This is a genomic window from Halococcus hamelinensis 100A6 (assembly GCF_000336675.1).
In the GTDB taxonomy this organism is placed as follows: Archaea; Halobacteriota; Halobacteria; order Halobacteriales; family Halococcaceae; genus Halococcus; species Halococcus hamelinensis.
On sequence record NZ_AOMB01000022.1, the window covers coordinates 73636 to 100042 of the forward strand.

Genomic DNA, 26407 nt, shown 5'->3' on the forward strand with positions numbered 1-26407 from the left:
CGTGGCCGCCGAAACAAACGGATTACGTTCGACTCAGACCGTCGCGGTCGACCCGCCGTCGCGACCGTCCAGCGGCCGGCGCACGAGCCGCGACCGTGGAAACGAATAGTGCCGGTCACTGCCGGGATAGGTCACCTCGACCACCGGTTCGCCGGGGTCGTAGGCGCGGTTCGTCGGGTGGGTCGCCACAGTGGTGTCGAGGCTCTCGATCCCGACCTCGTCGGCTCGGCGATCGACCGTCCCGGCGACCACGAGGTAATCGCCGGTTTCGCGGTCCCGGACGCGTTCGCCGGGGCGGTAGGTACAGTACTCACACAGCGGCAATCGGGTGTTCTCGGGGACGAACGTCTCTCGACCGCACGCGAGGCAGTCGGCGGCGCGCAACCCGGGGGCCGGGATCCGTCCACGAGTGACCTCGATGGCGACTCGCCGGCGGTGTTTGCAGCGCTCGCCGCGGAGCCGGTGGTCGGGACACGAGCACCGACTTCGCGGGAGGTCGACGACGTAGCGCGCGTCGTGGTGGGTCTCGACGGCGTAGCGACCCTCGCCGAGCGGCGTGACCGCCATGCGTTCGGTCCACGCCCGGACGGCGCGGGCGGGGAGGCTCCCGATATCGGGAGCGAGCGATTCCTTTCGTGACGCGGGTGTGTTTCTGGTGTGCGTCATGGATTTTCTCGGGCAGCAACGTCTCTCGGACGTGTTCTGCCCTCAGTCGAAAGAGGGGCTGGAGCGGCCTAAACCCGTCGGCGGGGTTCGAAGCGCTTTTCTCAGGGCCGACGGAACCTCCCGCTATGGAACGGGAGACGCTGGTCGAGGCCGTGGTTTCCATCGTCGCCGTGGCGATGTTCCTCGTCGTGATCGTCGTCGTCGGCGTTCTCTTCGAGGGGACGAACCACCAGCTCGTCGGCCTCGGTCCGTTCGCGCTGATCGGCAGCGTCGCCTTCTTCATCGTAGCGATGTCGATCGCGGGCTACTTCCTCGCCGGCCAGTAGAACGCTTCAGGCTTCGGCTTCGCCCTCGTCGTCGGCTTCTTCGTTCGCCTCGCGCCAGTCGGTGAGTTCCTCCTCGTCGGCGTCGTCGAGCGCCTCCTCGTAGTAGGCTAGCGGGTGCGAGATGGTCTCACACCGTTCGTCCTTGTTGATGCAGTCGCCGTAGGACTGCATCGTGGCGCACGAGGGCGGCGAGTACTCGGTCGGGCCGGTCTCGCCGCGGATGTGGTCGGTCTGGTAGCGCGTGATGTCCTCGGCGAAGCCGGGGTTCACGGTGTAGAGGTCGACGATCTCGTCGGTGGTCATCCCGATCGAGGCGAGGAAGGCGGTGATCGCAAAGCGCGAGTGGTGAGCGAGGTGGTCGCCCTTCTGGACGCCATCGAGCAGCGCCTTCATGCACGGCGGGAAGCGCTCGGGCACCACGGTGTCGATGTCGCGGGTGAGGTCGAGGTCGGCGAGCGTCTCGCGGAGGTCGGCCACGGGGCCGTCGAGCGCGTCGCCGACGGCGGTCGGCACGGCGAGAGGAAGCCCGTCGGCGACGCGGCGCTCGACCGCTTTCCGGAGGAGGTCGTCGCGCTCGGCGGTCGAGACCGGCACCATCCCGTCGGCGAGCGCGCGGTTGACCAGTCGCCAGCCCTCGCCACGCATGTCGGCCGCGAGCGGGAGGTACGCGCCGACCTCGACGAGGTGGTCGTCGAGGTCGCTTTCGGCGGGGTGGACGTGGCGCGCGAGGTCGAACTCCGCGAGGAGGTCGTCGGCCGTGAGCGGCTGTTCGCGCGCGCTCTTGAGCTTCGAGCCCTCGGCGGCGGTGAAGCGTTCGTGGGCGGCCCCGGCCTCGCTCCGTGCGTAGCGGCGCGTCAGGATGTGTTCGTCGACGAGCGAGACCAGGACCCGTGCCAGCGGGTACGACAGGAGTTCGGTGCGGACGTCGCGGTGGGGCTCGCCGATGTCGCCGTCGGTGAGCGCGCGCTCGACGCGCTCGGTCGCGCGCGCGACCACCCGCTCTTCGTCGGCGAGCGCGCGGAGGTCGGGGTCGAGCTCCGCGACGGCCTCGCGTGCCGCATCGAGGAACGGGTAGGTGGCGTGGCGGCGCTCCATTCGCGGGCCGTACTCCAGCGAGGCGAATAAGTGCGGTGGTCGGGCGAGACCGGAAGACACAGGTAGCGAATGGGAATACCCGCTATCGAATGCGGATCGCATCCCACGCGTGGCGCTACGCCACGCCGGCGCTCGTCCTCGCGCCGGTCGCGTGGCTCCTCTCGCCCCTCGCGGCGCTGGTAGCTCTGGCGGCCGGCGCGCTCGCGCTCGTCTTCCACCGCGACCCCGAGCGCACGACCCCGCCGTCCGGGGTCGTCGCGCCCGCCGACGGCCGCGTCTCGGTGGTCCGGCGCGAGGGCGACCGCCTGCGCGTCGGGGTCTACATGAACGTACTGGACGTCCACGTCAACCGCGCGCCGCTCGCGGGCCGCGTCGAGTCGGTGACCCACTCGCCGGGCGCGAACCGACCGGCGTTCTCGAAGGACTCGGACAGAAACGAGAAGGTGCGGATCGACTGCGGGGCGTTCACGGTGGTGCAGATCGCGGGCGCGTTCGCCCGCCGGATCCACCCCGACGTGGCGGCGGGCGACGAGGTCGCCCGCGGCCAGCGGATCGGGCACATCAGTTTCGGGAGCCGCGTCGACGTAGTCCTGCCCCCGCACGTCGAGATCGAGGACCTCGTGGTCGAGAAGGGTGAGACGGTGCGGGCCGGCGAGACGGTGCTCGTCGAAGACACGACCCACTGACGGGCGGCGGCTCCGCCATCGGACGACCGTATCGACTCAGGGGGTCGGTTCGACGACCAGCCCGCTCCCGAGTCGGTTCTCGGGGTCGTACTCCTCGACGACGGACGCGAGGCGGTCGTAGTTGTCGCCGTAGACCATCCGGAGGCGTTCGTCTGGGTCGACGAACCCGGGGAACCCCGCGTAGAAGCCCTCGATGGTCGACGAACTCGCCCAGAGGTGGTCCCAAGTATCGTAGGCCCACGATTCGCACGCCTCGTCGTTCTCGGGGTCGTCCCACCCCGCGCTGACGTTCAGGAGGAACTCGGCGTTCCGGTGAGGGTAGGCGGTGGCGTCCGGGGCGACCTCGCTGACCGCGCCGCCGAGGTGCCAGATCCCGAGTTCGCACTCGTTCGTGGGCGCCGCGAGCAGCGCGTCGGCCACGGCGTCGAGGTCGTCGTCGGCGAGGTCCGTGGCGTACATCGAGTGCCACGAGTAGCGCCGGGCGTTCGGGAACAGCAGGCGCGCGACCTCGTGGACGCTCGCGAGGGGCTGTGGGCCGCTCATGTCCATCAACGGCTCGCCGAGGTCACGGAGGGACGCCACGACCTGCTCGCCCTCCTCGATCGGGCCGGCGTAGACGCCGTAGACCATTACCACGGGCGCGCCGATGGCCTCCGGCGGCACCATCGGGATCGGCGGGATCCGCATCAGCGCGACCAGCGTGGTCAGTTCGTCGGGTGCCTCGGCGGCGTGCGTCCGGTAGGCTCGGAGGACGTCGCCCGCGCGCTCGACCGGGTAGATGAGCTGGGCGATCGACACTTCGGGACCGACTTCGACGAGTTCGAGTTCGAAGCTCGTCACCACCCCCACGGCTGCGCCGCTGCCGCGGACCGCCCAGAACAGGCCGGGGTTCTCGTCCGCGCTCGCGGTCAGCACGGTTCCATCGGTGGTCACGAGTTCGACCGAGCGGAGGTTGTCGATCCCGAGACCGTGTTTCCGGCGGAGCCAGCCGATGCCGCCCGCGAGCGTCGAACCGGCGATACCGGTCTGCGCCGCCGACCCGACGACCGGCGAGAGGCCGTGCTCCTGGGCGGGGGTGAGCACGTCGGCGACGCGCGCGCCGGGACCGACCCGCGCGGTACGGCTCTCCGGGTCGATCGTGACGTCGTTCATCTCGCACATGTCGACCACGAGCCCGTCGTCGACGAGCGCCGACCCAGTGACGTGGTGGCCGCCGCCAAGCACCGACAGCGGAAGGTCGTGGTCGCGGGCGGCCGCTATCGCCGTCGCCACGTCGTCGGTCGAGGTGACACGAACGAAGACGGCGGGACGACGGTCGACCGCCCCATTCCAGAGTTGGCGGGCTTTCTCGTAGCCCGCGTCGTCGGCCGTGATGACGTCGCCCGAGACGGCCGCTCGGAGGTCGGTTACGATCGATTCGTCGAGGATGGTCGCTGTCGTGCTCATTGTCGTTCACCCCATTCGAGGTCACAGCCCTAGTCGTCACGAACGACGATAAAGATGTATCCCAGAAAATATCTCTTCTATGACTGATCGAACGGTGGCGAAAGACGAGCCTTATTCGGGGCTCCGGCCGAACGTGTCGAGCCGGGCGGCGAGCGCCTGGGCGACCCCGGAGAGCCGCGCGCCGCCCCAGACCGCGACCACCGCCGCGCCGACGGTATCGAACACGAGGTCGAGCATGGTGTCCTCGAGGCCGTACTGGGTGAGGACGCTTCCCGAGCCGAACGCCCCCGAGAGCCCGCTGACGGCGAACTCGATCACCTCCCAGAGAACGCCGAAGGCGAGCACGAACAGGAAGATGAAGAGCACCATGAATCCCCGGGGGAAGTGGACGTCGTCGCTGTGGACGTCGAGCGCCCGCACGGTGGCGTAGCCGGCGGCGGCCACCACCGACGCCGAGAGCGCGTGGGTGAGGTGGTCGTACCACCAGAACGACTGGTAGGGCGAGAGCGCGGTGCCCGGCAACCCCACCGAGCCGAAGGCGTGGAGGAACACCGCACTCGTTATCCAGAGCGTGAGCCCCGCGTCCATCGGAAGCCCGAGGTCCCGCTGGAGGAGGCTGGGGAGGCGCGTCACCCCGATCGCGACGAGGGTGTTGACGATCACCTTCGTGTTCCCCTCGACGACGCCGACCAGGAACATCCCGGCCAGACCGACCTCCATCGCCCGGGTGACCTGGCGCTGACGGCGTGTCGAGACCCCGAAGCGGTCGCGGAGTCTCATCGCTTCGCTCCCGGGAACCGATCCGTGTGGACCCGCCGGCGGACGTAGCCCTCGAAGACGATCCCGGCTCCGACGCCCGCGACGGTCGAGGCCACGAACTCCCACATCAACGCAGTCTCGGTGGTGAGAAAGCCGGTGCCGAGATAGCCGTCGGCGACCCATCGGACCAGTGCCCACACCCCCGCGGTCGCCATCGTGGTGAGGACGACGAACGCCACCGCGAACCGGTAGCTCATCTCGATCGCGGTGAAGAGGTGGAGTTCGACGGCGACGACCAGCGCGAGCGCCGCCACCGAGACGTAGGTCGCGACGTCACCCACGACCGCGGGCGCGACCGCCCGACCGAGCGTCGGGAAGGCGGCGATGGCGAGGATCTCCCACGGAACCATCGTCCATCGGCTTCGAAAGGAGGCCGGCGGGAGCACCGCGACGACGACGATACTCGCCGCGAACAGCGCCCCCAGCAGGTTGCCGCGCACCGTCGCTGCCACCGCGCTCGCGCCGACCGCGACCACGACTCCCCAGGCGAGCCACGCGTTCGTCCGTTCGCTCTCGATGACTCGACCGAGGTCCGCCCGCGACATGGTCGGGGTTCACCGCCCGGGGATAAAGGGTCTCCCATCGGTCACGTCACGACGTAGCCGACGGCGTACGCGACCGACGCCAGCGTTACCGCCGCCAGCCCGGTCACGACGGCGGCGAGCCGCTGGTCGTCGTCCCGACCGACGCCCGTCGACCGCCGGTTCGCGACCGCGGGCAGGCGGTTCGCGAGGGGTGCGGGACCGACGACGCCGACCGCGAGCACGCTGAACACGAACGCGTGCGAGGAATCGATCGTCGGGGCGGGCACGGCGAGCACCGCGCCGGCGTACGCGAACCCGAGCGCCGCCCGACCGTGGACGGCCCGCCGCACCGAGCGCCGCGTGAGCCAGCAGTAGACCGAGACCGCGAGCCAGAGCGCCGCGACCTCGACCCAGAACGCGCCCAACAGATTGAGGGTCGGGTCGGCGGTGAACGCGACCCGGTGGGCGAACAGCGTGACGTCGAACGGGTAGAGCATCGCCGGCGGCTCGCCGGTGAGGAGGTCGCCGAAGGGGTGGCTGAGAAGCCCGACGAGCGCGGTGAGGGTCAACGCCCGCGGCGCGAGCCCACCGTAGCGCATCGTGGCTTCGGTGACCACGAGCCCCGCGAGCACGAACACACCCATCACGAACCCGCCGAGCGCCCCGCTCACCAGGGTCGCCACCGCGACCAGCCCCCCGAGGACGGCCACCGAAACGGCGTGCTCACCGCGCGCTCGGTCGGCGGTCGACCCGCCTGCGTAGCTCCAGCACCAGAACGCGAACGCCGCGACGACTCCCACGACCAGCGAGTGGGTGACGGCGCGGTGGACGAGCGTACTCGCCGACCAGAACCCCTCGGCTGCACCCATCAGTCCGCCCGAACTCCCGAGGACTCCCACCGGTGCGTAGAGGATGTCGACGTCGGGGAGGGTAGCGAACGCACCGGCCGACGCGCCGAGAGCGAGCGCCCGGCCTCGCGAACAGCCGAACAGCCGCGCGCCGCCTGCGGCGAGGGCGAACGCGAGGGCTGCGTGACCGACGAACATAGCTCTCCGGAGGGGGTTCGAGGAGATAAATCACGCGTGCGGTACGTTCGATCGGTACACGCGTGATCCGAGGCTCTCGACGAGTCGAATCGCGTGTGGGCGACCCTCGTCAGGCGGCGAGGCTCGGCCCGAACGAGGGGTGGAGTACCTCGTAGTCCCCACCGGTGTCGACCCCGATCACCGCCCAGTCGTAGTCGGGAGTCGCATCGAGGAGGCGTTCACGGAGGGCGGCGGCGCTCTCCTTCCACGCGACGAAACACCGGAGGTCGCCGGAGTCGGGAAGCGTCGTCGAGTCGTCGGCGGCGGTCACGTGGACGACGCGCCACTTGCGTTCGGCCCGCAGGCCGTCGTCGCTCTTCGAGACGGTGTAGCCGAGGTCGGCGAAGATCGACCGGGCCTCCTCGGACGGGGTCGTGGTAACAGTCCCCATGCGACTACGCTACGATAGCGATCGTAATAAGTGTTCGCGTAGGGTGGGGATCGGGCGGTTACTCGTGGGCGGCGTCCCACTCGTCGGGTTTCTTGATGTTGGCACAGCCGTTGCACTTGATCCGTCCCATCGCGTCCATCGCGTTGTCGAAGCTGGCGCAGTTGCTACAGAAGTAGCCCCACCGGCTCTCGCCGGCTTCGTCGGCGTACGCGGCGAGGAACGGCCCCTTCGACCCCCGTTCGGCCTCCGTGCGGTCGACGTAGAGGGTCCGCCCGTCGGCGGTCGTCGTCGCGTCCATGTCTCGACCCGGGCCCCGACGTTCAAGTGACTGGTGGGTTCGTCCGTTCGCCGGATAGAAAGATTGAGGCGTCCGGCCCCACTCGGTTCGGGGGATGAGTCTGGTCGTCGTGCCGGTTCGGTATCCGTTGAGCGAGCACTCCCGCCGGACGCTCCGGACCGCGATCGACGTCGCCGAGGAGCGCGACGCCAACCTCAGCGTCCTCCACATCGACCTCTACCAGTCGAGCCAGCGGGTCACCCAGGCCGAGCTGAAGCACGCGGTCGAACGCGAGTTCGGCCGGCTCCCGAACGCACGCTACGCGGTTCGGACGGGCTTTCTCGTCGAGGAGACGATCCTCGACGACGTCGCCACCGAGGGGGCCGACGTCGTGGTGATCGGGCGAAAGCAGACCAGCCGGTGGCGGCGGATGATACGGCGGGTCACCGACGAACCCGATGTCGCCCGGTTCCTCCGGAATCAGCTCGACTGCGACGTCGTCACCGCCCCGCGCGAGGAGTGATCGAGGGTGCGCGGGCTACTGTAGCCCGCCGGGGCCGCCGGCGTTGCCGGGGTCGCGTCCCCCATCGCGGAACCGCGGGTCGTCGTCCTCGTCGAACACCACGTGGGTGTGCGGGTAGGGGAACTCCAGACCCGCACCGTCGAACGCCTCCCAGACGTTCTCTTGAACCCCCGAGCGCACCGTCAGGAGCTTGTAGGGCTCCTTGACCCAGTAGCGGAGGGTCAACAGCACGCCGTTGTCGGCGAACTCGTTGATGTAGCACGTCGGCGCGGCGGGATAGCGTGCGCTCCCGATCCGGATGTCCGGCCCGCCGCGGATCACGCTGTCGACGTCGCGGGCCGAGCGTTCGATCAGGTCGCGCGCCACGTCGAGGTCGCCCTCGTAGGTCACGAGGATGTCGAGCGAGAGCCTGGTTCGCGGGTCCTCGGCCGAGTAGTTGATCACGTCGCGCTCGCGGATCGTGCCGTTCGGGATCACGAGGAAGGTGTTGTCGAGCGTGAAGATCTTGGTGTACTGGAAGGTGATGTCCTCGACGAACCCCCTCGTCCCCTCGTCGGTGTCGACGATCTCGATCATATCGCCGATCTCGTAGGACTGGTCGGTGAGGACGAACAGCCCGCTGACGAACCCACCCAGGATCGGCGAGATCACGACCGCGACCGCGGCCGTGAGCACCGTCACCGAGAGGAAGATGTTGTCGAGGCCCACGCCGAGAAAGCCCGCCGCGATCAGGAGCGCGAAGAACATCACGATGGCGCGTATCGTCCGCAGGACCGCCCGACTCACGCTGGGTCGGCGGAACTGGCGAGCGACGCGTCGGCCCAGCAGTTCGACGAGCCGTTTCGAGCCGTACCACGCGAGGATGAGCACGAGGATCGCGAGCGCGAGTTGGATCGTCCACGGGGGAACCCAGCCCGGCAGCAGCTCCCGGAAGAAGTGGACGGTCTGCTCGGAACCCTGCTCGAGGCTGCTCGAGTTGTTCTCGTCGGTGGCGTTGGTGACCGACGTCGGGAGCCCCGTCTGCATCACCGCCGACAGTACCCAGCTCATCACGGCTCCCGCCTCCATACCGTCGGCAACCTGTCGCAGCGAAAAAGGGTTGCGGAACCCACCTTTTGGGGCCCCACCTTTTGAGGCCCCACCTTTTGAGGCCCCACCTTTTGCTGCGCTCGCTCACTTCGCTCACGGGTCACTTCGTTCCCCGTTCACATCCGAGGTTCTCCCTTCGGTCGAACCTCGCGCCGCTCGCTCGCTGGCAAAATGTGGATCAAAAGCCTCCTCCTTCCCGGTGGTCAGTCGTCGGCCCGCTCGCTCCTTTCAGTCGCTCGCGGTACAATCACTACCCCTACCGCACAGCACCGCAATCGCACAGCACCGTAGAAGCCCTCGCACTCCCTTCGGTCGTGCTCGCCCTCCAGGCCCGCACCGCTCTCGCAACGGCACCGGCACCGCGCCGCACCGCTCCGCCGCGTCGCCGCACCGCGGCCGGTTCACCTCGTACCGGGGACCCTCGACCGGAGCTCACCGTGACGGGTGCTGGCGTGATACCCCCCGGCAAAACGCCCGCGGAAAGTCGGGTTTTTGAATCTCCAACGGCGACCTCTTTCCAGTGACGAAACCAGGAGGAGGGTCGCTGAGTCTCTTCAAAAACAGGGAATTCGTTGCGCTCGCAAGCACCGCGTTCGCGCGGAGCCAGGCCTACTCCACCATCCTGATCGCGCTCGCGCTCTATGCGGATATCTTCCAGACCTCGGGCACCGTCGAGGGGCTGTTCGGGACGGCGTTCGCGCTGATCCAGCTCGTCGTCGTCCTCCCGCTCGGCCGGCTGGTCGACACCCACAACGCGAAGCACTTCCTCGTGGCCGGGCTCGGGGTCAACGTCCTCGCGTTCGTCGGGTTCGCGCTCGTCGGCAACGCGACCGACGTAATTCTCGTCCGGATCCTCCAAGGAGCGGGCGCGAGCCTCCTCTGGATCACCGGCTCGGCGGTCGTGGGCGAACTCAGCCCCGACGCCGAGCGCGGCCGGTGGCTCGGGACCTACAACCAGGTCGCGGCGTTTTCGAGCCTCGCGGGCGACGTCGTCGGCGGATTCTTGCTCTACGCCTACGGCTTCACGCTCACCTACGCGGTGCTCTCGGCGGTCACGGTCCTCGCGACCCTCAGCGTCTTCGCCTACCTCCGGGACAATCCAGGAGGGAAAACCGACCCCGAGGAAGCCACCGGGATCGAAACCCTCCGCACCCTCCTCGACCGGACCGCGGTCCGCGCGCTCGTGGTCTTCCGACTGGGCTTTGGCTTCGGTAAGATGGCCGTCATCACCTTCCTCCCGATCTACGCCCACACCGAGTTCGGGATGAACCCGCTGTTCGTCGCGGCGATCCTCGCCGGCGGCAAGCTCACCAAGACGCTCTTCCAGGGCGTCGTCGGTGGCTACACCGATCGCGTGGGTCATAAACACCACTTCGTCGTGGCGGGCGCGCTGGTCTACGCGGTCGGGACCGCGATGATACCCTTCGCGGGGAGCGCAGCAGGGGTACTTCCCGGTATTTCGTTCACGGCGCTCGGCGAATCGGTCCGGCTCGCGCCGGCCTTCTTCGTGTTGTTCGCCGCCTACGCCGTGATCGGCGTGGCCGACAGCCTCCGGCTCCCCGCGAGCATGGCGCTGTTCGTCGAGGAGGGCGAGCACTTCGGCGCGGTCGCCGCCAGCCTCTCGCTGCGCTCGGTCGCCTGGAAGGTCGGCGAGGTCGTCGGCCCCTTCACCGTCGGGGTGCTCTGGGACGCCACCTCGGTGTTCGTCGCCTTCTTCGTCGCCGCCGGCCTCATCGTCCTCGCCACCGGCGTCTTCGTCGCGCTCTACAGCGTCGACCCCACACCCGCGAGGACTCCGGTTCCCGGCGACTGAGACCGTCCCCACCTGGCTCACGACCGTTCGGCGACCCGCCGGACCGTTCGCGCCGACACCGTCGTTCGCGTCGATACCCACACGTTTAAACGGCTGACTGACTGAATAGTCAACGATGACTGCCGAACCGACGAAGCCGTTCACTGAGACCGACCGCCCGCCCGAAAGGGGAGTGGTCGAATGAGATTGTTCGATACCGACCGACGGGTGCTCACCCTCGCGTTCGCGCGGATGGCGGACTCGATCGGGAACTCGTTTCTGATCATCGTTCTGCCGCTCTACATCGGGAGCGGCGTCGTCACCGGCCAGACGTTCGGCCTGGGTGTCGCGCTGGTCACGGGGATCATCCTCTCGGCGTTCGGCTTCTTCAGCACGGCCCTCCAGCCGATCGCGGGCTATCTCTCCGACCGTACCGGGAGCCGCCGGATCTTCATCGTGGTCGGGTTGTTGATCCTCACGGTCGCGAACTTCGTCTACTCGCTCGTCGATAGTTACGCCCTGATGCTCGCGATCCGCGGCCTCCAGGGTATCGGTGTCGCGATCACGATCCCGTCGACGGTCGCGCTGGTCAACGAGGTCACAACGGACGACTCGCGCGGCGGGGACATGGGGATCTTCAACACCTTCCGGTTCGTTGGCTTCGCCGCCGGACCGATCCTCGCCGGGAGCGTCGTCAACGGCGGCCCCTACCGGGTCGCCGGCCTCGCGATGACGGGCTTCGAGACCGCCTTCTACATCGCCGCCCTCGGCTCGTTGATCGGCGCGGTGCTCATCATGCTGTTCGTCGAGGACCCACACCCCGACGAACAGGACGCGGAGGCGGGCAGTGACATCGGGTTCGCGGTCTTCGACCACGACCACGATACGCTGATCGACCCCGTCTTCGCGCTCGGGCTCGCGCTCCTCACCGTGGCGATCGGTATCGCGCTGATCGAGCCGCTCCAGACGGACATCAACAACCACCTCGACCAGGGCGCACAGCTATTCAGCATCGAGTTCTCGGCGTTCATCGTGGCGCAGGTGTTCCTCCAGACGCCGATCGGCACCGCGAGCGACCGCTACGGCCGCCGACCGTTCATCCTCGGCGGGCTGATCGTGCTCGTGCCGGCGATGCTCGCCCAGGGGCTCGTGACGACCCCGATCGGGATGATCGCCACGCGACTCGTCCAGGGTGCGGCGGCCGCGACCGCCTTCGCGCCCGGCTTCGCGCTCGCCGGCGACATCGCCCAGGACGGGAACTCCGGGACCACCTTCTCGGTGTTGACGATGGCCTTCACGTTGGGGACCGCCATCGGCCCGTTGCTCGCGGGCTACCTCATCAGCTTCGGCTACGTCGTCCCGTTCGCCTTCGGGGCCGTCCTCTCGGCGCTCGGCGCGCTCCTCGTCTACTCACAGGTCGAGGAGACCCACGCGACCGCCGCCGAAACTCCGGGCGGCGCGCAGCCGGCGAGCCAGGATTGAGCCCGGTCAGAACAGGTCTTCCGCGACGAGCCGATCGACCGCTTCTCGAAGCCGTTCCTCGCTGTTCGCGTACGAGAACCGCGCGTAGCCTGGCGTCCCGAACGCGCTGCCGGGCACCGTGGCGACGTGGGCGTCGTCGATCGCCGCCTCACACCACGCGGAGTCGTCCTCGCCGACCGGCACCATCATGTAGAACGCCCCCTCGGGGGCCGAAACCTCGACCCCGTGGTCGGCGAGCAGGTCCACGAGGAGGTCGCGGCGTTCCTCGAAGGCCTCGGCCATCTCGACGACGGCGTCGTCGGTGTTCCGGATGGCCTCGACCCCGGCACGCTGGGTGAAGTTCGCGGCCGAGGAGACCGAGTGCGACTGAACTTTGCCCGCCTGGGAGACCAGGCCCTCGGGCGCGGCGAGGTAGCCGAGCCGCCAGCCGGTCATCGAGTAGGCCTTCGAGAAGCCGTTTATCGTCACTGTACGGCTACTCATCCCGTCGAGACTTCCCAGGCTCACGGGGTCGACGCCGTAGGTGATCTCCTTGTATATCTCGTCGGAGATCACGGTGATGTCGTGTTCGACCGCGAGGTCGCGGACGCCGCGGAGCGCCTCGTCCGAGAACACCGCACCCGAGGGGTTCGACGGCGAGTTCACCACGAGGAGTTCCGTCCCGTCCGAGACCGTCTCGGCGAGTTCGGGGAGCGCGGGTTCGAGCTGGAAGTCGTGGGCCGCGAGGTCGACTCGCGAGAGCGACCCGCCGGCGAGCTTCACCATCGCCTCGTAGGAGACCCACGCAGGGTCGAGGAGACAAACCTCGTCCCCGTCGTCGATGAGGCTCTGGAAGGTCTCGAAGAGCGCCTGCTTGCCGCCCGGCGTGACGATGACGTCGTCGGCCGTGTAGTCGAGGTCGTCGTCCTGAAGCTTCTCGGCGATCGCCTCGCGGAGTTCGGGCACGCCGTTCGTGGGTGCGTAGCCCGTATAACCCGCGTCCATCGCGTCCTTTCCGGCCTCGACGACGTTCTCGGGGGTGGGGAAGTCGGGCTCGCCGACGCTGAGGTCGACCACGTCGACCCCGTCGGCTTCGAGCTCGCTCGCGGCGTCGCTGATCGCGAGGGTGGCACTCGGCTCGACCCGTTCGACCCGGTCGGCGAAGTTCATGCCAGGGCCTCCAGTTGGTCGAGCGCGCTGTCGACGGCTTCGGCACCCTTGCCGATCCGTTCGCGCGCCTCCGCCATGCTCATGCCGGGGCCCAAGACCCCGAGCGAGACGGGGGTGTCGCGGTCGAGGCTCACGTCCGTCAGCGCCCGCGCGGCCGTGCGGACGATCACGTCGTCGTGGTCGGTGTCGCCGGAGACCACCGGGCCGAGAACGCAGACGGCCTCGATGGCGTCCTTCCGGGCGAGGCGGTCGGCGGCGAGCGGGGTGTCGTACGCGCCCGGTACCGGGATCGTCTCCCCGATCTCGGCCCCGCGGTCGGCGGCGGCCCCGCGTGCGCTCCGTTCCATCTCCGCGGCGAGTTCGTCGTAAAACTGCGCGATAACCAATCCCAAACTGGGCATACTCGCCGGGTGGCGAGCGCCCCTCAAAGACCTACCGCTCCACGCCAGTATCCCCGCCGTCGAACGAAACACTCCTATTCCGTCCCCGAGGTCGAACGGGCATGGCACCGACCGACGGCACCGCCGCTCGCCGGTCCGGTCGTCGCGTCGCTTCGGCCGTCGTCGCCATCGCCCTCCTCGGCCTCCTCGCACGGCTCGCCTTCCTCGGCGACCGAACCGCTCACTGGGACGAGGCCCGCGTCGCCTACTGGACGCTCCACTACCTCGATACGGGACTGTTCGAGTACCGGCCCATCATCCACGGGCCGTTCCTCCAGCAGGTCAACCGGGTCGTGTTCGCGGTTCTCGGCCCGAACGACTTCACGATGCGACTGGTCGTCGCGCTCCTCGGGGCCGGCCTTCCGCTCGTCGCGCTCTGTTTCCGTGAACGCCTCTCGGGGGTCGAAACCGTCGCGCTCGCCGGCTTCCTCGCGTTCGACCCGCTCGTGCTCTACTACTCGCGGTTCATGCGGAGCGACCTCCCGCTCGCGGCTTTCGCGCTCCTCGCGCTCGGCTGCTTCGTCCGCGCGCTCGACACCCGAAAGCCGCGCTACCTCCACGCCGGCGTGCTCGCGTTCGCGCTCGCGGTCACGACCAAGGAGTACGTCCTCGTCTACGTCGTGACGTGGCTCGGCGCGCTCGCCCTCCTCGTCGACCACCGACTGTTCGCTCGCGGCCTCCCCGACGACTGGCGAGGGCGGCTCCGCACCCGAACTCGAACGGTTCGACCGGCGCTCCGGCGCTGGCTTCCCCACCTCCTCGCGAGCCTCGTGGCGTTTCTCGTCGTCGTGGTCTCCTTCTACGCCCCGCGGACCGGCCCGAACGCCGGGCCGGGCTTCGACGACCTCCTCGCCGATCCGACGGTGCTGCCGGCGGTCGTCGGCGAGGCCACCCTGGGATCCTGGAACGCGTTCGTCTCGCTCTGGGTCGGGGGCGGCCATCAGGACCACGCCTACCTCCCGTTCCTCGGCAGCGCCGCCGAGACCCTCTTCGTCGGCTCGGGCGCGCTGGCGGTCCTCTCGGTCGTCGGTTTCCTCGTCGACCGCTACGCGGACGATGGCCCGCGCGACCTCGTGGCCTTCTGCTTCTACTGGGGGTTCGTCAGCGTGCTCGGCTACCCCATCATCGCCGACATCGCCGCGCCCTGGACCGTCCTTCACGCCGTGGTCCCGCTCGCGGTGCCGGCGGCGGTCGGGGCGGGCGCGCTCTATCGCCGGGGCTACGCCGCGCTCGCGACCGAGAACCGCCCCGCCGTCGCCGCGGTCGCGGTCGTCGGACTCCTCGTCGTGGCCCAGATCGGATTCGTCGCCACCACGAACGTCTACCTCGACGACCAGTCCGACGCCAATCCCCTGGTGCAGTACGCCCAGCCCGCCGACGACCTCCATCCCGCACTCCGCGAGATGGCGTCGGTGAGCGCCACGCACTCGGGAACCGACGTCCTGCTCTACGGCGACTTCCTCGTGGCCAACACCACCGGAACCCGCGATCCCGGCTGTGCCGAGTGGTTCAACGTCCTCCCGCTGCCGTGGTACTTCGAGGCCGAGGACGTGAGCGTGGCGTGCGCTCGGGACGACGCGGCGTTCGAGTCGACGATGGACGGGGACGCACCGCCGGTCGTGGTGAGCCTCAGCTCGGACGCCGACTCGCTCGAACCCCGGCTCGCTGGCTACGAGGCCTATCCCGCGGTCATCCGGACCCAGGACACGAGCCGGACCAACGTTACGGTCTTCGTCGACGGATCCACGGCGTCGAACGCGAGCGATACGCCTTAATCCCGCGCGGCGGAACCCGGAGCCATGAAACTCAGCACCCCCGGTCCGGTGGTCGGCGTCGTCGGCGGCGGGCAGCTCGGACGGATGCTCGGCGAGGCCGCCGGCCCGCTCGGCGTGGAACTGATCGCGAGCGACCCGACGCCCGACCCGCCCGCGAGCCCCGCGGTGAGCGAGACCGTCGAGGGGGATTTCGACGACCCCGACACCATCGACGGACTCGCCGAACGCGCCGACGTCCTGACCTACGAGATCGAACTCGCCGACCCCGACCGACTCGAACGCGCGAGCGAAAAGTACGATATACCTGTCCACCCCGCACCCGAGACCCTCCGGACGATCCAGGACAAACTCGCCCAGAAACGACGGCTCGGCGAGGCCGGTATTCCAGTGCCCGAGTTCCGTGCCGTCGAGAGCGCCGACGACCTCCGGGCGGCCCTCGACGACCTCGGCTACCCGGGGATGCTCAAGGCCCGCGAGGGAGGCTACGATGGACGTGGAAACGTCCCCGTCGACTCGCCCGAGGACGTGGACGAGTCGTTCGTGGCGATCGACGGCCCGGCGATGATAGAGGAACACGTCCCGTTCGACCGCGAACTCTCGGTGATCGGGGTTCGAGGGGAAGACGAGCACCGGGTGTTCACCCCGGGCGAGAACGTCCACGAGGAGGAGATCCTCCGCGAGACGGTGATCCCGGCGCGGGTCTCCGACGAGGTCCGCGAGCGCGCGAAGTCGGTCGCGCGCGACGTGCTCGACTTCCTCGACGGACGCGGCGTGTTCGGTATCGAACTCTTCGAGACGGACGGGGAGATCTCGGTCAACGAGATCGCGCCCCGCCCGCACAACTCCGGACACTGGACGATCGAGGGCGCGCGGACCTCCCAGTTCGAACAGCACGTCAGGGCCGTGCTCGGCTGGCCGCTCGGCGCGACCGACCGCCGCGAGACGACGGTCATGAAGAACTTCCTGGGGGACGTCGAGGAGCCCCAACCCGCCGAACTCGACGGGATCGAGGCAGTGCTCGAAGACCCCGCCGCGAACGTCCACTGGTACGGGAAACGCGAGGCGCGCCCGCTCCGGAAGATGGGGCACGTCACGCTGACCGACGGCGAGCGCTCGCCCGACGACCTGCTGGCCCACGCCCGCGACCTCGTGGGCTCGACGACGTTTCGCTGAGTCGCGCAAGGGTTAATCCCGCATCGCGACGAGTGCGTCGTATGGCCCGGCGAGACGTGAACCGCGACGAGATCGAGCGTCGGTGCGACCGCCTCACCGAGCGGTTCGGCGACGCACCCGTGATCGAGCGTCGCGACACGCCGGCGGCCGACGTGTTCGAAGAGTGGATCGAACTATCCGAGACCGGCTACATCGGGAGCGCGTACGCCCTCGTCAGGCGACCGCCCGAGAGGCTCCCCTCGCTCACGGAATCGATGGCGGTGGACGGCGAGGAGGAAGAGCGCGTGCTGTTGATACTCGGTCGCGGCGGATCGGACTGGGGCGTTCCGGGTGGCGGCCAGGAGGACGACGAGACGATGGCGGAAACCGTCCGGCGGGAAGTCGCGGAGGAGGTCGGTATCGACATCTCCCTCACCGGGATCGGTCACATGCGCCACGAGGTCAGCACGTGTGAGGGGTACGACGAACGACTTCACGTCCTCCGGGTGTTCTTTCGAGCCGACTACGTCGACGGGTCGATAGCGATCCAGCCCGGCGAACTGAACGGCGCGGTGTGGTTCGCCGACCCGCCGGAACCGGAACGGCTGTCGCCCTCGACACGACGGTTGCTCGACGGCTGGCGAACGGAGTAACGTACCGTCGGACGTCCCGCGACCACAACGGCGAAGGGCCACCGACCGCATCCCCTCGCATGGCCGACGACATCGATTCGCTGATCGACGAGCTACACGCCGAAGCCGACGAGGACCGCTCCGACGCGGAGACGCCCGACGTGGGCATCGTGATGGGTTCCGATTCGGACCTCGATACGATGGCCGGGGCCTACGAGGCGCTCTCGGAGCTTGGGTTCGAGGAAGTCACCGTCGATGGCTCCCCCGAGGGCCGATTCACCTTCGAGAGCTACGTGGTCTCGGCCCATCGAACGCCTGAACTGATGTACGCCTACGGCGAGACCGCCGCCGACCGCGGGCTCTCGGTCATCATCGCGGGCGCGGGTGGGAAATCCGCGGACCTCCCGAACATGACCGCCTCGATCGCGTTTCCGGTGCCCGTGATCGGAGTCCCGGTCCAGGAGAAGTCCGTCGATTCGGTGATCGGGATGCCGACCGGCGCGCCGATCGTCGCGGTCGACGCCGGGAAGTCCTACAACGCGGGCCTCTCGGCGGTCCAGATCCTCGCGAGCGAACACGACGAGTTGGCCGAACGCCTGGTCGAGTACCACGACGGGCTCGTGAGCGGGGTCGCGGACGTCTCGCGGGCGCTCCACGACCGGGGGATCGAGGGGTTCCGCGAGCGCGACGGATAGCCGGTCGAACGTGGGATGCGACCGGGTTTCGGGCCGACATCGGTGGGAAAGAATCAATCCTTATATGAGTGGGTTCCCAAGCCCGAACACGAGACAGACCACATGAATCAATGGATAGCCGTCGGGGCGCTGGCGCTGGTCGCGATCGCCATCCCGCTGTCGTTCATCGCGATCTCGAGCCTGTTGCGACCAAGCGTTCCCGAACAAGGAAAGACCGCGGTCTACGAGTCGGGCGAGGTCCCGACCGGCGACACCCGGATCCGGTTCAACATCCAGTACTACATGGTCGCGTTGTTGTTCCTCGTCTTCGACATCGAGACGGTCCTGATCTTCCCCTGGACCGTCATCTACCGCGACGCGGTCGCGGAGTTCGGGCTGGCCTCGGCGCTCGGCCCGATGCTGGTGTTCATCGCGGTGCTCGTGCTCGGGCTCGCGTGGGCGTGGCGCAACGGCGCGGTCGAGTGGGTCCGTAACGAGCAGCCGAACACCCAACGGACACGACAATGAGTAGCGACAACCAGACCTCGACGCCGGACGCACAGACGACCCAGGAGGCGCGGATGGGTGGCGGCACCGACGACCGATTCAACTCCAAACTCCGCGAGACGTTCGGTGCCTCGCCGTTCATCCTCACGAAGTTCGACTCGTTCATGAACTGGGTGCGCGGCTCCTCGATGTTCATGCTCCAGTTCGGCATCGCCTGCTGTAGCATCGAGATGATGCACACCTACGCCGTGAAACACGACCTCGACCGGTTCGGCTCGGGCGTGCCGCGGGCCTCGCCGCGCCAGGCCGACGTCATCATCGTCCCCGGGACGATCGTCTCGAAGTTCGCCCCCCGGATGAAGCGGGTCTACGACCAGATGCCCGAACCCAAGTTCGTGGTCTCGATGGGCTCGTGTACGATCTCGGGTGGCCCGTTCCAGCAGGGCTACAACGTCGTCAAGGGCGCAGAACAGGTCATTCCCGTGGACATCCACGTTCCCGGCTGCCCGCCGCGCCCGGAAGCGCTGGTCTACGGCGTCGCCAAGCTCCAGGAACGCATCACGAACGGCGAGTCCGCGCCGGTGACGGTGAAACCCTACGAGCTCGAACGGTTCGGCGACCTCGAACGCGACGAGCTCATCCAGAAGCTCGCGGACGACATCGACGAGGAGACCCTCGTCATGCGGTACAACTGGGCTGATTCGCCATGAGCTTGGAGAAGCCAAAACAGTCGAGCCACGTCGGCGCGACCGAGGACGGCCTCGATTACGACGCGCTCGCGGACCTCCTCGGCGACACGGTCGTCAGTCGAGAGAGCCACCTGAACGCGGACGCGTTCGTGATCCGACCCGACGAGGTCCAGAGCGCGCTGTTCGCGCTCCGGGACGAGGCGGGCTTCGACCACCTCTCGAACGTCACGGCCCAGGAGTACGCCGACCGCTACGAGAGCATCTACCACCTGAAGAAGTTCGCCGACCCCACCCAGGAGGTCTCGGTGGTGGTGCCCGCGGCGAAGGACGACCCCGTGAGTCAGACCGCGGTGCCGGTCTACGCGGGCGCGGACTGGCACGAGCGCGAGGCCTACGACCTCGTAGGTATCCGCTACGAGGGCCACCCCGACCTCCGGCGGATCCTGCTCCCCGAAACCTGGCAGGGTCACCCGCTGGGACTCGATTACGACCAGGACGAACCCCAGGTCGTCACCCTCGAATCCCACGCCAACCCGCTGGAGGAGGACCATCGCGAGGACGGCGCGGACACGATGTTCCTCAACATCGGGCCCCACCACCCCGCGACCCACGGCGTGCTCCACATCAAAACCGTTCTCTCGGGCGAGCAGGTCGCCCACGTCGAGCCCGACATCGGCTACCTCCACCGCTGTGAGGAACAGATGTGTCAGAACGGCACCTACCGCCACCAGATAATGCCCTACCCCGACCGGTGGGACTACGTCTCCGCCGGGCTCCTCAACGAGTGGGCTTACGCGCGAACCGCCGAGGACCTCGCCGGTCTGGAGGTCCCGGAGTACGCCCAGGTCATCCGGACGATGGGCGCGGAGCTCTGTCGGATCGCGGCCCACCTCCTCGCGCTCGGGACGTTCGCACTCGACGTCTACGGGGAGTTCACCGCGACCTTCATGTACGCCTTCCGCGACCGCGAGGTCGTCGAGGGGATCCTCGAGGACCTCACGGGACAGCGCCTGATGTTCAACTACTTCCGGCTCGGCGGGGTCGCGTGGGACCTCCCCGAACCCCGCGAGGAGTTCTTCGAGAAGGTCCGGGACTTCCTCGACGGGATGCCCGCGAAGCTCGACGAGTACCACGACCTCATCACCTCGAACGAGCTGTTCCAGCTCCGGTGTGTCGACACCGGGGTGCTCGACACCGAGACCGCGAAACAGTACGGCGCGACCGGGCCGGTGGGCCGCGCCTCGGGTGTGGACTTCGACGTCCGACGTGACGACCCCTACGGCTACTACCCCGAACTCGACTGGGACGTCATCACCGCCACCGAGGGCGACAACTACGCCCGCGTGCTCTGTCGGATGCAGGAGGTCGAGCAGTCGGCGCGGATCATCGGACAGTGTGTCAGCCTCCTCGAAGACTGGCCCGAGGACGACCGCGAGGTTCAATCGAACGTGCCGCGAACCCTCCGGCCCGACGAGGACACCGAGATCTACCGCTCGGTCGAGGGCGCGAAGGGCGAACTCGGGATCTACATCCGCGCGGATGGCACCGACAAACCCGCTCGATTCAAGATCCGGAGTCCGTGCTTTTCGAACCTCCAGACCCTGCCCGCGATGGCCGAGGGCGGCTACGTCCCCGACCTGATCGCGGCGCTGGCGAGCATCGACGTCGTGCTCGGCGAGGTCGATAGATGAGATCCGGTGTACTCCTCCAGCAGGGCAACGCGACCAACGCCACGAACGCGACGAACGCCTCCGCGGGCGCGAGCGGTGGCGGCACGACGTTCCCCGAACTCCTGAGTCAGACCCTGGGTTTCGGTCCCAACCCCGACCCCGGTCTCCAGTTCCTCTTCGGGCTGGTCGGCGCAGCGCTGATCTCGGTGCTCTTCCTCTCGATCGTCGCGGTCGCGGGGATCTGGGGCAAACGGAAGATCACCGCGGCGTTCACCGACCGGATCGCGGTCAACCGAGTGGGTCCGTTCGGCCTCCTGATCGTGGTCGCCGACGCGGTCCGACTCCTCTCGAAGGAGGTCATCATCCCCGACGACGCCGACCGACCGGGGTTCGACATCGGGCCGATGATCGTGCCGTTCTCGGCGATCCTCGGCTTCGCGGTGATCCCGCTCGGCACCAACCTCCAGCTCGCCGACCCCGAGACGGGCTTCGTCTTCGTCTTCGCCGCCTCGTCGCTCGCCTCGCTCGGCCTCCTGCTCTCGGGCTACTCCTCGAACAACAAGTACTCGCTTCTCGGCGGCCTCCGCGCGCTCGCCCAGAACCTCGCCTACGAGATCCCGCTCGTGGTGACGGCGGCCTCGGTGGTGCTGTTCGCCGGCACCCTCCAGATGAGCGAGGTGGTCGCCGCACAGGCCGAGCCGCTGTTCACGGTCGCCGGGGTCTCGATCCCGTCGTGGTTCGCGTTCGTGAACCCCTTCGCGTTCGTGCTGTTCATGATCTCGAACCTCGCCGAAGTCGGCCGGAACCCCTTCGACACGCCGGAAGCGCCCGGCGAGCTCGTCGCGGGGTTCATGACGGAGTACTCGGGCGCGTACTTCGTCCTGCTCTACCTCGGCGAGTTCCTCCACATCTTCCTCGGCGGGGCCATCGTGGCGACGCTGTTCCTCGGTGGACCCGCCGGGCCGGTGCTGCCGGGCATCGTCTGGATGCTGATCAAGATCCTCGCGGTCTATCTGTTCACCCAGTGGATGCGCTCGGCCATCCCCCGGATCCGGATCGACCAGCTGATCCAGATCGGCTGGAAGGGACTGCTCGTGATGAGTTTCGCCAACCTCGTGCTCACGGCCGTTATCGTGGGACTGATCGCCTAACCCGGAGACCAACACATGATAGGAGTCCTCAAATCGATGGCAACGACGATGAAACACGCGCTCGACGGCGAGACCTTCACCGTCGAGTACCCGGACGTCCCGCCCGAGGTCAGCCCGCGCTTTCGCGGGATCCACAAGTTCAGTCAGGAACGGTGTATCTGGTGTCGCCAGTGCGAGAAGGTCTGTCCCAACGACACGATCCAGATCGTCCAAGACGACCAGCGAAACGGCGAGCAGTACAACCTCCACATCGGCCAGTGCATCTACTGCCGGCTCTGTGAGGAGGTCTGTCCCGTCGACGCGATCATCCTGACCCAGAACTTCGAGTTCACCGGGGACACCAAGGACGACCTCGCGCTCAACAAGGAGCAACTGAAGAACGTGCCGTGGTACAAGGACATCGACCCGCTCGAATCCCGCGAACCGGACCGTGGGGTCTGGATCGGCGACGGCGACGGCGAAGTCGATTACCAGTAGCCCTCGGCGGACACTGCGGACTCGAACTGACCAAGACCTCGATGCGAACGGGCTCCAGACCCGTGAGCACCCGAGTCGTTTCACCGTCCAAACGAAGGGAGGCGGTCTTTTTCATCCACGTTTTTGCCGTGAGCGGTTTCGAAGCGAGCGGACGCGAGCGAGAGATCCCGAACGGGAAAAAGGTGGGATCGCGAGGACATCGACCCGCTCGAATCCCGTGAACCCGACCGTGGGGCCCGAATCGGTGACGGCGACGGCGAAGTCGACTACCAGTGATCCACCCGAGCGATATCGATTCGAGGCTACGACTAAATTCCTGCCCGGAGCACCTCTCAAATGAACGGAGATAGAGTTATATACATCCCGTCTGAGTCTGGACACAGATACTCATGAGCGGATCCGAAACGGACGACCCGACGATGGATACCGAGTCGGCGACGGAAGAGGAACTCGCGGAGTTCGTCAAGCAGTCGTCGACCCGAACGGCGGTGCTCACCCAGCTCGTCAGCGGCCCGGCCACGCCCGGGGAGATCGCCGAGGACCGCTCGGTGACCATCGACGGCAACACGGCGAGCACGAGCAGTACGAGCACGTCGAGCGCCGAATCGGCGGCCGAACAGCTCCAGGAGAGGGGGCTGGTCGAGCTCCTCGAAACGGACGAACTTCGGGTGTTCAGCCTCACGGCGCTCGGCGAGAGCGTGTTGTTCTCGCTCAACCAGCAGGACGAGGTCTGAGCGCGGTTCAGCTCTCGGGGCCGGTTTCGTAGTCGCCACCGTAGCGGATGAAGAAGTACGCGAGCCCCAGCGTCGAGAGCATGAGGCTCATCGCGGCGATCCCGAGGTTCTTCGCGCTGTTCGGGACCGTCAACCCGGGGCCGCCACCGCCGCTCGACCCCCCGCCCTCCTGGACGATGACGGTACCGACCATGCCGACCTCCTCGTGGGGTGCGCAGTGATAGGGGAACTCGCCGGCCTCCGGGAAGGTGTGGCTGAACGTGATGTCGTCGCCGTCCTCGGGGTCGCCGGAGTCGAAGGCCCCGTCGTCGGCGACGACGTTGTGCGCGCCACCCTGGCCGGTCCACTCCCAGGTGACGGTGGTCCCGGGCGCGATGGTAAGCTCCTCGGGGTCGAACGACAGCCCCGAACCCGAACCCACCGCCACCGTCTCCCCGCCGCCCGAACTGTTCCCCTCCTGTGCCGCGGCCGTGCCGGTCGCGCCGGCGACGGCCGCCGTCCCCCCTGCAGCCCTGAGGAACCCACGTCGGCTCACCGGCGCATCGGCGTCGGTCGTGTCCATACCCCGGATCCGTGTCGATCCATACTGAACATTACGGTGTCCCGAGTCGGTTCGTCGGTCGTTCGGGAACGTCCCGCGAGGGTTTTCGGTCGGGTCGGACGTATCCCATGCATTCGCAAGCCACGAAGCCACCATCCAGGAAGACAACGGACCTATAACCGATGCGACTGAATGGGGCGATAGGGAGACGAACAGGAGTGGCCAAACTACATGGGTAACGACGACCGCGAAACCGACGGGGGTATCGTGTCGTCGGTCGGCGACCTCGTCGTGGTGTCGAATCGCCAGCCGTACACCCACAGCTACGAGGCGACCGACGACGGACGCGAGATCACGGTGAGTCGGCCCGCCGGCGGGCTGACCGCGGGGCTCGACCCGGTGATGCAGGAGACCGACGGCACCTGGATCGCCTGGGGCGACGGGGAGGCCGACGCCGACGTCACCGACGAGAACGACGAGGTTCGAATGCCGCCCGAGAGCGAGGCGTACACCCTCAGACGTCTCTGGCTCACCGACGAGGAGGTCGAGGGCTACTACTACGGCTACTCGAACCGCGTGCTCTGGCCGCTGTGTCACGGCGGCACGATGAAGGCCGAGTACGTCGAGCGCTACTGGCAGCGCTACCAGCAGGTCAACCGGACGTTCGCCGACGCCACCATCGAGGCCGCGAGCGAGGATTCGCTGGTCTGGTTCCAGGACTATCACTTCACGCTCGCGCCCCGACAGGTCCGCGAGGCGGTCCCCGACTCCACGTTCCTGATGCACTTCTGGCACATCACGTGGCCCGGCTGGGACACCTTCCGGTCGTGTCCGAATCAGGAGGCGCTGCTCAAGGGGCTGCTCGGCAACGACCTGCTCGGGTTCCACGTCGAGCGCTACTGCAAGAACTTCCTCGACTGCGTGGACGAGGCCCTGGAGGACGCGTTCATCGACTACGACGGCAACCGCGTCAACTACGACGGCCACACGACCACCGTCCGCGCGTTCCCGATGGGTATCGACGCCGATTCGATCCGCGAACACAGCGAATCGGCCGACGAGGCGTTCTGGAGCGAGTTCAAGACCGACCACGGTATCGAGCCCGACACCAGGGTCGTCGTGGGCGTCGACCGGCTTGACTACACCAAGGGCATCGTCGAGCGCCTCGACGCGTTCGAACGGCTGCTCGAAACCCGACCCGAGTGGCGTGAGGAGGTGTGTTACGTCCAGAAGGCCAACGAGAGCCGGTCGCTGATCCCCGACTATCAGGACCTCCAGACCGAAGTTCAGGAGTCGATCGAGCGTATCAACGAGCGGTTCGGGACCGACGACTGGCAGCCCGTGGTCTACATCAACGAGTTCATCGCCCAGGACGAACTCTGCGGGCTCTATCGCTACTCCGACGTGATGCTCGTGAGCGCGGTGCGCGACGGCATGAACCTCGTCTCGAAGGAGTACGTCGCCGCACAGGTCGACGACGACGGCGTGCTCGTGCTCTCGGACCAGGCGGGCGCGTACGAGGAACTCGGCGAGTGGGCGCTGACGATCAACCCCTACGACACCGACGCGTTCGCCGAGACGATCGAGACCGCGCTGACGATGGACCCCGACGACCGTGGGGACCGCATGGCGGCGCTCCGCGAGCAGGTCGGATCCCAGGACCTCTTCGCGTGGATGGACGACATCTTCGCGACGGCGGACGAACTCAGGGAGAAGAAGGTCGCCAATGACGGGTGAGGACTCCGGCGGGTCCGGTTCCGACTCGACCACGGGCGACGACTCCGACCTCCGGTCGGCGATGGCCGCACGGCTCCGCGAGGCCGACGGCCTCCTCTTCTGTACCGACTTCGACGGTACGCTCGCGGGCATCGAGACCGACCCCGACGCGCCGGCGATCGGCACCGCGAACCGCGACGCGCTCGAAACCCTCCGCGACCACCCCGGAGTCCGCGTCGCGGTGATCAGCGGGCGCGAACTCGACGACCTCCGCGAGCGTGTCGGGATCGCGGGCGTCGACTACGCCGGCAACCACGGGCTCGAACTCTACCAGGGCGAGGAGACGTCCGTCCACCCGGAGGCCGCCGAGCGCGAACGCGACCTCGAACGCATCGTCGAGATGGTCGAGGACGACCTCGCCGGCACCGACTGTTTCGTCGAGAACAAGACCGTGAGCGCGACGATCCACTACCGGAACGACCCCGAACGAAAAGAGGCGGTCCACGACGCGGTCGAGACCGCCGTCGAACGGGTCGCGCCCGACGGGTTCGAGATCTCGACCGGCAAGGAGATAATCGAGCTCACGCCCGCCGTGGCGTGGGACAAGGGGCGCGTGGTCTCACAGTTGATGGAGGACTACCCCGACTCCCTCGCGGTCTATATCGGCGACGACACGACCGACGAGGCCGCCTTCCGGGCGCTCTCGGACGAGGACATCAGCGTTCACGTCGGCGACGACGAGACCGCGGCGACCTACCGACTCGCCGACCCCGAGGGGGTCACCGCGTTCATCGAGTGGGTCGTCGAAGAAGGGCTCGACGAACTCGACGGTCACGCCGACGCCGACTGACCGCTCAGCGGTCGACCGGGCCGGGCGTTGACCGCGCCGGGCGCAGGCT

At 68.0% G+C, this 26407-nt stretch carries 29 protein-coding genes and 1 pseudogene; 18 read left to right on the top strand and 12 right to left on the bottom strand.

The window, feature by feature from the left end:
- Positions 1-33: 33 nt before the first annotated feature.
- Entirely contained in the window at positions 34-666 is a 633-nt protein-coding gene (locus tag C447_RS07710) for a hypothetical protein (RefSeq protein ID WP_007692583.1), read from the bottom strand.
- Positions 667-791: 125 nt separating this feature from the next.
- On the opposite strand from C447_RS07710, the gene C447_RS07715 reads away from it, so the two are divergent.
- Positions 792-992, top strand: coding sequence for a DUF7472 family protein (locus tag C447_RS07715; protein WP_007692584.1), 201 nt, complete (start codon positions 792-794; stop codon positions 990-992).
- A 6-nt stretch (positions 993-998) separates the two neighbouring features.
- On the opposite strand, the gene priL is transcribed toward C447_RS07715, so the two are convergent.
- Complete coding sequence (gene priL / locus C447_RS07720; protein ID WP_007692585.1) at positions 999-2087, bottom strand: DNA primase regulatory subunit PriL; 1089 nt, start codon at positions 2085-2087, stop codon at positions 999-1001.
- Positions 2088-2176: 89 nt separating this feature from the next.
- Here priL and C447_RS07725 point away from each other — a divergent pair, with 89 nt between their 5' ends.
- On the top strand, positions 2177-2773 hold the full coding sequence (locus C447_RS07725; RefSeq protein WP_007692586.1) for a protein sorting system archaetidylserine decarboxylase: 597 nt from the start codon (positions 2177-2179) through the stop codon (positions 2771-2773).
- A 36-nt stretch (positions 2774-2809) separates the two neighbouring features.
- On the opposite strand, the gene C447_RS07730 is transcribed toward C447_RS07725, so the two are convergent.
- The 6 genes from C447_RS07730 to C447_RS07755 form a co-directional block, all read right to left on the bottom strand.
- Entirely contained in the window at positions 2810-4219 is a 1410-nt protein-coding gene (locus C447_RS07730) for an FAD-binding oxidoreductase (protein WP_007692587.1), read from the bottom strand.
- A 111-nt stretch (positions 4220-4330) separates the two neighbouring features.
- Positions 4331-4999, bottom strand: coding sequence for a hypothetical protein (locus C447_RS07735; RefSeq protein WP_007692588.1), 669 nt, complete (start codon positions 4997-4999; stop codon positions 4331-4333).
- On the bottom strand, positions 4996-5583 hold the full coding sequence (locus C447_RS07740) for a hypothetical protein (RefSeq protein ID WP_007692589.1): 588 nt from the start codon (positions 5581-5583) through the stop codon (positions 4996-4998). The genes C447_RS07735 and C447_RS07740 overlap by 4 nt, the downstream gene beginning before the upstream one ends.
- A 41-nt stretch (positions 5584-5624) precedes the next feature.
- On the bottom strand, positions 5625-6608 hold the full coding sequence (locus C447_RS07745) for a metal-dependent hydrolase (protein ID WP_007692590.1): 984 nt from the start codon (positions 6606-6608) through the stop codon (positions 5625-5627).
- 109 nt (positions 6609-6717) lie between these two features.
- Positions 6718-7038, bottom strand: coding sequence for a DUF7116 family protein (locus tag C447_RS07750; protein WP_007692592.1), 321 nt, complete (start codon positions 7036-7038; stop codon positions 6718-6720).
- A gap of 58 nt (positions 7039-7096) precedes the next feature.
- Positions 7097-7336 (bottom strand): DUF5816 domain-containing protein, encoded by a 240-nt coding sequence (locus C447_RS07755; protein WP_007692594.1) that lies wholly within the window; start codon positions 7334-7336, stop codon positions 7097-7099.
- Positions 7337-7430: 94 nt separating this feature from the next.
- Between C447_RS07755 and C447_RS07760 the strand changes: the two genes are divergently transcribed.
- The gene (locus tag C447_RS07760; RefSeq protein ID WP_007692595.1) at positions 7431-7838 is read left to right on the top strand and encodes a universal stress protein; all 408 of its coding nucleotides are present in this window, start codon (positions 7431-7433) and stop codon (positions 7836-7838) included.
- 15 nt (positions 7839-7853) lie between these two features.
- Here C447_RS07760 and C447_RS07765 read toward each other — a convergent pair whose 3' ends face one another.
- Positions 7854-8906 (bottom strand): mechanosensitive ion channel family protein, encoded by a 1053-nt coding sequence (locus C447_RS07765; RefSeq protein WP_007692597.1) that lies wholly within the window; start codon positions 8904-8906, stop codon positions 7854-7856.
- A gap of 541 nt (positions 8907-9447) precedes the next feature.
- Between C447_RS07765 and C447_RS07770 the strand changes: the two genes are divergently transcribed.
- Together C447_RS07770 and C447_RS07775 are read left to right on the top strand one after the other, a co-directional pair.
- Entirely contained in the window at positions 9448-10740 is a 1293-nt protein-coding gene (locus C447_RS07770) for an MFS transporter (protein ID WP_007692599.1), read from the top strand.
- A gap of 180 nt (positions 10741-10920) precedes the next feature.
- Positions 10921-12201: an MFS transporter gene (locus C447_RS07775; RefSeq protein WP_007692601.1), complete on the top strand. Its 1281-nt coding sequence runs from the start codon at positions 10921-10923 to the stop codon at positions 12199-12201.
- 6 nt (positions 12202-12207) lie between these two features.
- Here the strand turns inward: C447_RS07775 and C447_RS07780 are convergent, their stop codons facing one another.
- Complete coding sequence (locus C447_RS07780) at positions 12208-13350, bottom strand: pyridoxal phosphate-dependent aminotransferase (RefSeq protein WP_007692602.1); 1143 nt, start codon at positions 13348-13350, stop codon at positions 12208-12210.
- Complete coding sequence (gene ribH, locus C447_RS07785) at positions 13347-13751, bottom strand: 6,7-dimethyl-8-ribityllumazine synthase (protein ID WP_010612047.1); 405 nt, start codon at positions 13749-13751, stop codon at positions 13347-13349. Before ribH ends, C447_RS07780 begins: the two co-directional genes overlap by 4 nt.
- 101 nt (positions 13752-13852) lie before the next feature.
- Between ribH and C447_RS07790 the strand changes: the two genes are divergently transcribed.
- The 11 genes and pseudogenes from C447_RS07790 (at position 13853) to C447_RS07835 (ending at position 23251) form a co-directional block, all read left to right on the top strand.
- Positions 13853-15565, top strand: coding sequence for a flippase activity-associated protein Agl23 (locus C447_RS07790; protein ID WP_007692604.1), 1713 nt, complete (start codon positions 13853-13855; stop codon positions 15563-15565).
- 24 nt (positions 15566-15589) lie between these two features.
- Positions 15590-16738 carry a 5-(carboxyamino)imidazole ribonucleotide synthase gene (locus C447_RS07795; RefSeq protein WP_007692605.1) on the top strand — a complete coding sequence of 383 codons (1149 nt, stop codon included), beginning with the start codon at positions 15590-15592 and terminating at the stop codon, positions 16736-16738.
- 41 nt (positions 16739-16779) lie between these two features.
- Complete coding sequence (locus C447_RS07800; RefSeq protein ID WP_007692606.1) at positions 16780-17370, top strand: NUDIX hydrolase; 591 nt, start codon at positions 16780-16782, stop codon at positions 17368-17370.
- Positions 17371-17429: 59 nt separating this feature from the next.
- Entirely contained in the window at positions 17430-18044 is a 615-nt protein-coding gene (gene purE, locus C447_RS07805) for a 5-(carboxyamino)imidazole ribonucleotide mutase (RefSeq protein ID WP_007692607.1), read from the top strand.
- 102 nt (positions 18045-18146) lie between these two features.
- Positions 18147-18551 carry an NADH-quinone oxidoreductase subunit A gene (locus C447_RS07810; RefSeq protein ID WP_007692609.1) on the top strand — a complete coding sequence of 135 codons (405 nt, stop codon included), beginning with the start codon at positions 18147-18149 and terminating at the stop codon, positions 18549-18551.
- Positions 18548-19240, top strand: coding sequence for an NADH-quinone oxidoreductase subunit B (locus tag C447_RS07815; protein WP_007692610.1), 693 nt, complete (start codon positions 18548-18550; stop codon positions 19238-19240). The genes C447_RS07810 and C447_RS07815 overlap by 4 nt, the downstream gene beginning before the upstream one ends.
- Positions 19237-20910: an NADH-quinone oxidoreductase subunit D gene (locus tag C447_RS07820; RefSeq protein ID WP_007692612.1), complete on the top strand. Its 1674-nt coding sequence runs from the start codon at positions 19237-19239 to the stop codon at positions 20908-20910. The genes C447_RS07815 and C447_RS07820 overlap by 4 nt, the downstream gene beginning before the upstream one ends.
- A complete protein-coding gene (locus C447_RS07825; protein ID WP_007692614.1) occupies positions 20907-22040 on the top strand; it encodes a complex I subunit 1/NuoH family protein in 1134 nt (377 codons plus the stop codon). Before C447_RS07820 ends, C447_RS07825 begins: the two co-directional genes overlap by 4 nt.
- A 15-nt stretch (positions 22041-22055) precedes the next feature.
- Positions 22056-22517, top strand: coding sequence for a NuoI/complex I 23 kDa subunit family protein (locus C447_RS07830; RefSeq protein WP_007692626.1), 462 nt, complete (start codon positions 22056-22058; stop codon positions 22515-22517).
- Between the two features lie 192 nt (positions 22518-22709).
- Positions 22710-22793: pseudogene (locus C447_RS17645) on the top strand (NuoI/complex I 23 kDa subunit family protein); the annotation flags it as partial.
- Between the two features lie 113 nt (positions 22794-22906).
- Positions 22907-23251 (top strand): hypothetical protein, encoded by a 345-nt coding sequence (locus C447_RS07835; RefSeq protein ID WP_007692628.1) that lies wholly within the window; start codon positions 22907-22909, stop codon positions 23249-23251.
- A gap of 7 nt (positions 23252-23258) precedes the next feature.
- Here the strand turns inward: C447_RS07835 and C447_RS07840 are convergent, their stop codons facing one another.
- Complete coding sequence (locus C447_RS07840) at positions 23259-23813, bottom strand: plastocyanin/azurin family copper-binding protein (RefSeq protein WP_007692630.1); 555 nt, start codon at positions 23811-23813, stop codon at positions 23259-23261.
- Between the two features lie 210 nt (positions 23814-24023).
- On the opposite strand from C447_RS07840, the gene C447_RS07845 reads away from it, so the two are divergent.
- Positions 24024-25529: an alpha,alpha-trehalose-phosphate synthase (UDP-forming) gene (locus C447_RS07845; protein WP_007692632.1), complete on the top strand. Its 1506-nt coding sequence runs from the start codon at positions 24024-24026 to the stop codon at positions 25527-25529.
- A complete protein-coding gene (gene otsB / locus C447_RS07850) occupies positions 25519-26358 on the top strand; it encodes a trehalose-phosphatase (protein ID WP_007692634.1) in 840 nt (279 codons plus the stop codon). The genes C447_RS07845 and otsB overlap by 11 nt, the downstream gene beginning before the upstream one ends.
- Positions 26359-26407: the final 49 nt, after the last annotated feature.

What these genes read in the sequence shown, in the direction of transcription:
- C447_RS07755 (WP_007692594.1), bottom strand. Translation starts at nt 7,336, where the DNA reads ATGGACGCGACGACGACCGCCGACGGGCGGACCCTCTACGTCGACCGC.
- C447_RS07730 (WP_007692587.1), bottom strand. Translation starts at nt 4,219, where the DNA reads ATGAGCACGACAGCGACCATCCTCGACGAATCGATCGTAACCGACCTC.
- C447_RS07710 (WP_007692583.1), bottom strand. Translation starts at nt 666, where the DNA reads ATGACGCACACCAGAAACACACCCGCGTCACGAAAGGAATCGCTCGCT.
- C447_RS07795 (WP_007692605.1), top strand. Translation starts at nt 15,590, where the DNA reads ATGAAACTCAGCACCCCCGGTCCGGTGGTCGGCGTCGTCGGCGGCGGG.
- C447_RS07725 (WP_007692586.1), top strand. Translation starts at nt 2,177, where the DNA reads ATGCGGATCGCATCCCACGCGTGGCGCTACGCCACGCCGGCGCTCGTC.
- purE (WP_007692607.1), top strand. Translation starts at nt 17,430, where the DNA reads ATGGCCGACGACATCGATTCGCTGATCGACGAGCTACACGCCGAAGCC.
- C447_RS07810 (WP_007692609.1), top strand. Translation starts at nt 18,147, where the DNA reads ATGAATCAATGGATAGCCGTCGGGGCGCTGGCGCTGGTCGCGATCGCC.
- C447_RS07775 (WP_007692601.1), top strand. Translation starts at nt 10,921, where the DNA reads ATGAGATTGTTCGATACCGACCGACGGGTGCTCACCCTCGCGTTCGCG.
- C447_RS07740 (WP_007692589.1), bottom strand. Translation starts at nt 5,583, where the DNA reads ATGTCGCGGGCGGACCTCGGTCGAGTCATCGAGAGCGAACGGACGAAC.
- otsB (WP_007692634.1), top strand. Translation starts at nt 25,519, where the DNA reads ATGACGGGTGAGGACTCCGGCGGGTCCGGTTCCGACTCGACCACGGGC.
- C447_RS07825 (WP_007692614.1), top strand. Translation starts at nt 20,907, where the DNA reads ATGAGATCCGGTGTACTCCTCCAGCAGGGCAACGCGACCAACGCCACG.
- C447_RS07835 (WP_007692628.1), top strand. Translation starts at nt 22,907, where the DNA reads ATGAGCGGATCCGAAACGGACGACCCGACGATGGATACCGAGTCGGCG.
- C447_RS07735 (WP_007692588.1), bottom strand. Translation starts at nt 4,999, where the DNA reads ATGAGACTCCGCGACCGCTTCGGGGTCTCGACACGCCGTCAGCGCCAG.
- C447_RS07820 (WP_007692612.1), top strand. Translation starts at nt 19,237, where the DNA reads ATGAGCTTGGAGAAGCCAAAACAGTCGAGCCACGTCGGCGCGACCGAG.
- priL (WP_007692585.1), bottom strand. Translation starts at nt 2,087, where the DNA reads ATGGAGCGCCGCCACGCCACCTACCCGTTCCTCGATGCGGCACGCGAG.
- C447_RS07745 (WP_007692590.1), bottom strand. Translation starts at nt 6,608, where the DNA reads ATGTTCGTCGGTCACGCAGCCCTCGCGTTCGCCCTCGCCGCAGGCGGC.
- C447_RS07845 (WP_007692632.1), top strand. Translation starts at nt 24,024, where the DNA reads ATGGGTAACGACGACCGCGAAACCGACGGGGGTATCGTGTCGTCGGTC.
- C447_RS07800 (WP_007692606.1), top strand. Translation starts at nt 16,780, where the DNA reads ATGGCCCGGCGAGACGTGAACCGCGACGAGATCGAGCGTCGGTGCGAC.
- C447_RS07790 (WP_007692604.1), top strand. Translation starts at nt 13,853, where the DNA reads ATGGCACCGACCGACGGCACCGCCGCTCGCCGGTCCGGTCGTCGCGTC.
- C447_RS07830 (WP_007692626.1), top strand. Translation starts at nt 22,056, where the DNA reads ATGATAGGAGTCCTCAAATCGATGGCAACGACGATGAAACACGCGCTC.
- C447_RS07780 (WP_007692602.1), bottom strand. Translation starts at nt 13,350, where the DNA reads ATGAACTTCGCCGACCGGGTCGAACGGGTCGAGCCGAGTGCCACCCTC.
- C447_RS07760 (WP_007692595.1), top strand. Translation starts at nt 7,431, where the DNA reads ATGAGTCTGGTCGTCGTGCCGGTTCGGTATCCGTTGAGCGAGCACTCC.
- ribH (WP_010612047.1), bottom strand. Translation starts at nt 13,751, where the DNA reads ATGCCCAGTTTGGGATTGGTTATCGCGCAGTTTTACGACGAACTCGCC.
- C447_RS07840 (WP_007692630.1), bottom strand. Translation starts at nt 23,813, where the DNA reads ATGGACACGACCGACGCCGATGCGCCGGTGAGCCGACGTGGGTTCCTC.
- C447_RS07815 (WP_007692610.1), top strand. Translation starts at nt 18,548, where the DNA reads ATGAGTAGCGACAACCAGACCTCGACGCCGGACGCACAGACGACCCAG.
- C447_RS07765 (WP_007692597.1), bottom strand. Translation starts at nt 8,906, where the DNA reads ATGGAGGCGGGAGCCGTGATGAGCTGGGTACTGTCGGCGGTGATGCAG.
- C447_RS07715 (WP_007692584.1), top strand. Translation starts at nt 792, where the DNA reads ATGGAACGGGAGACGCTGGTCGAGGCCGTGGTTTCCATCGTCGCCGTG.
- C447_RS07750 (WP_007692592.1), bottom strand. Translation starts at nt 7,038, where the DNA reads ATGGGGACTGTTACCACGACCCCGTCCGAGGAGGCCCGGTCGATCTTC.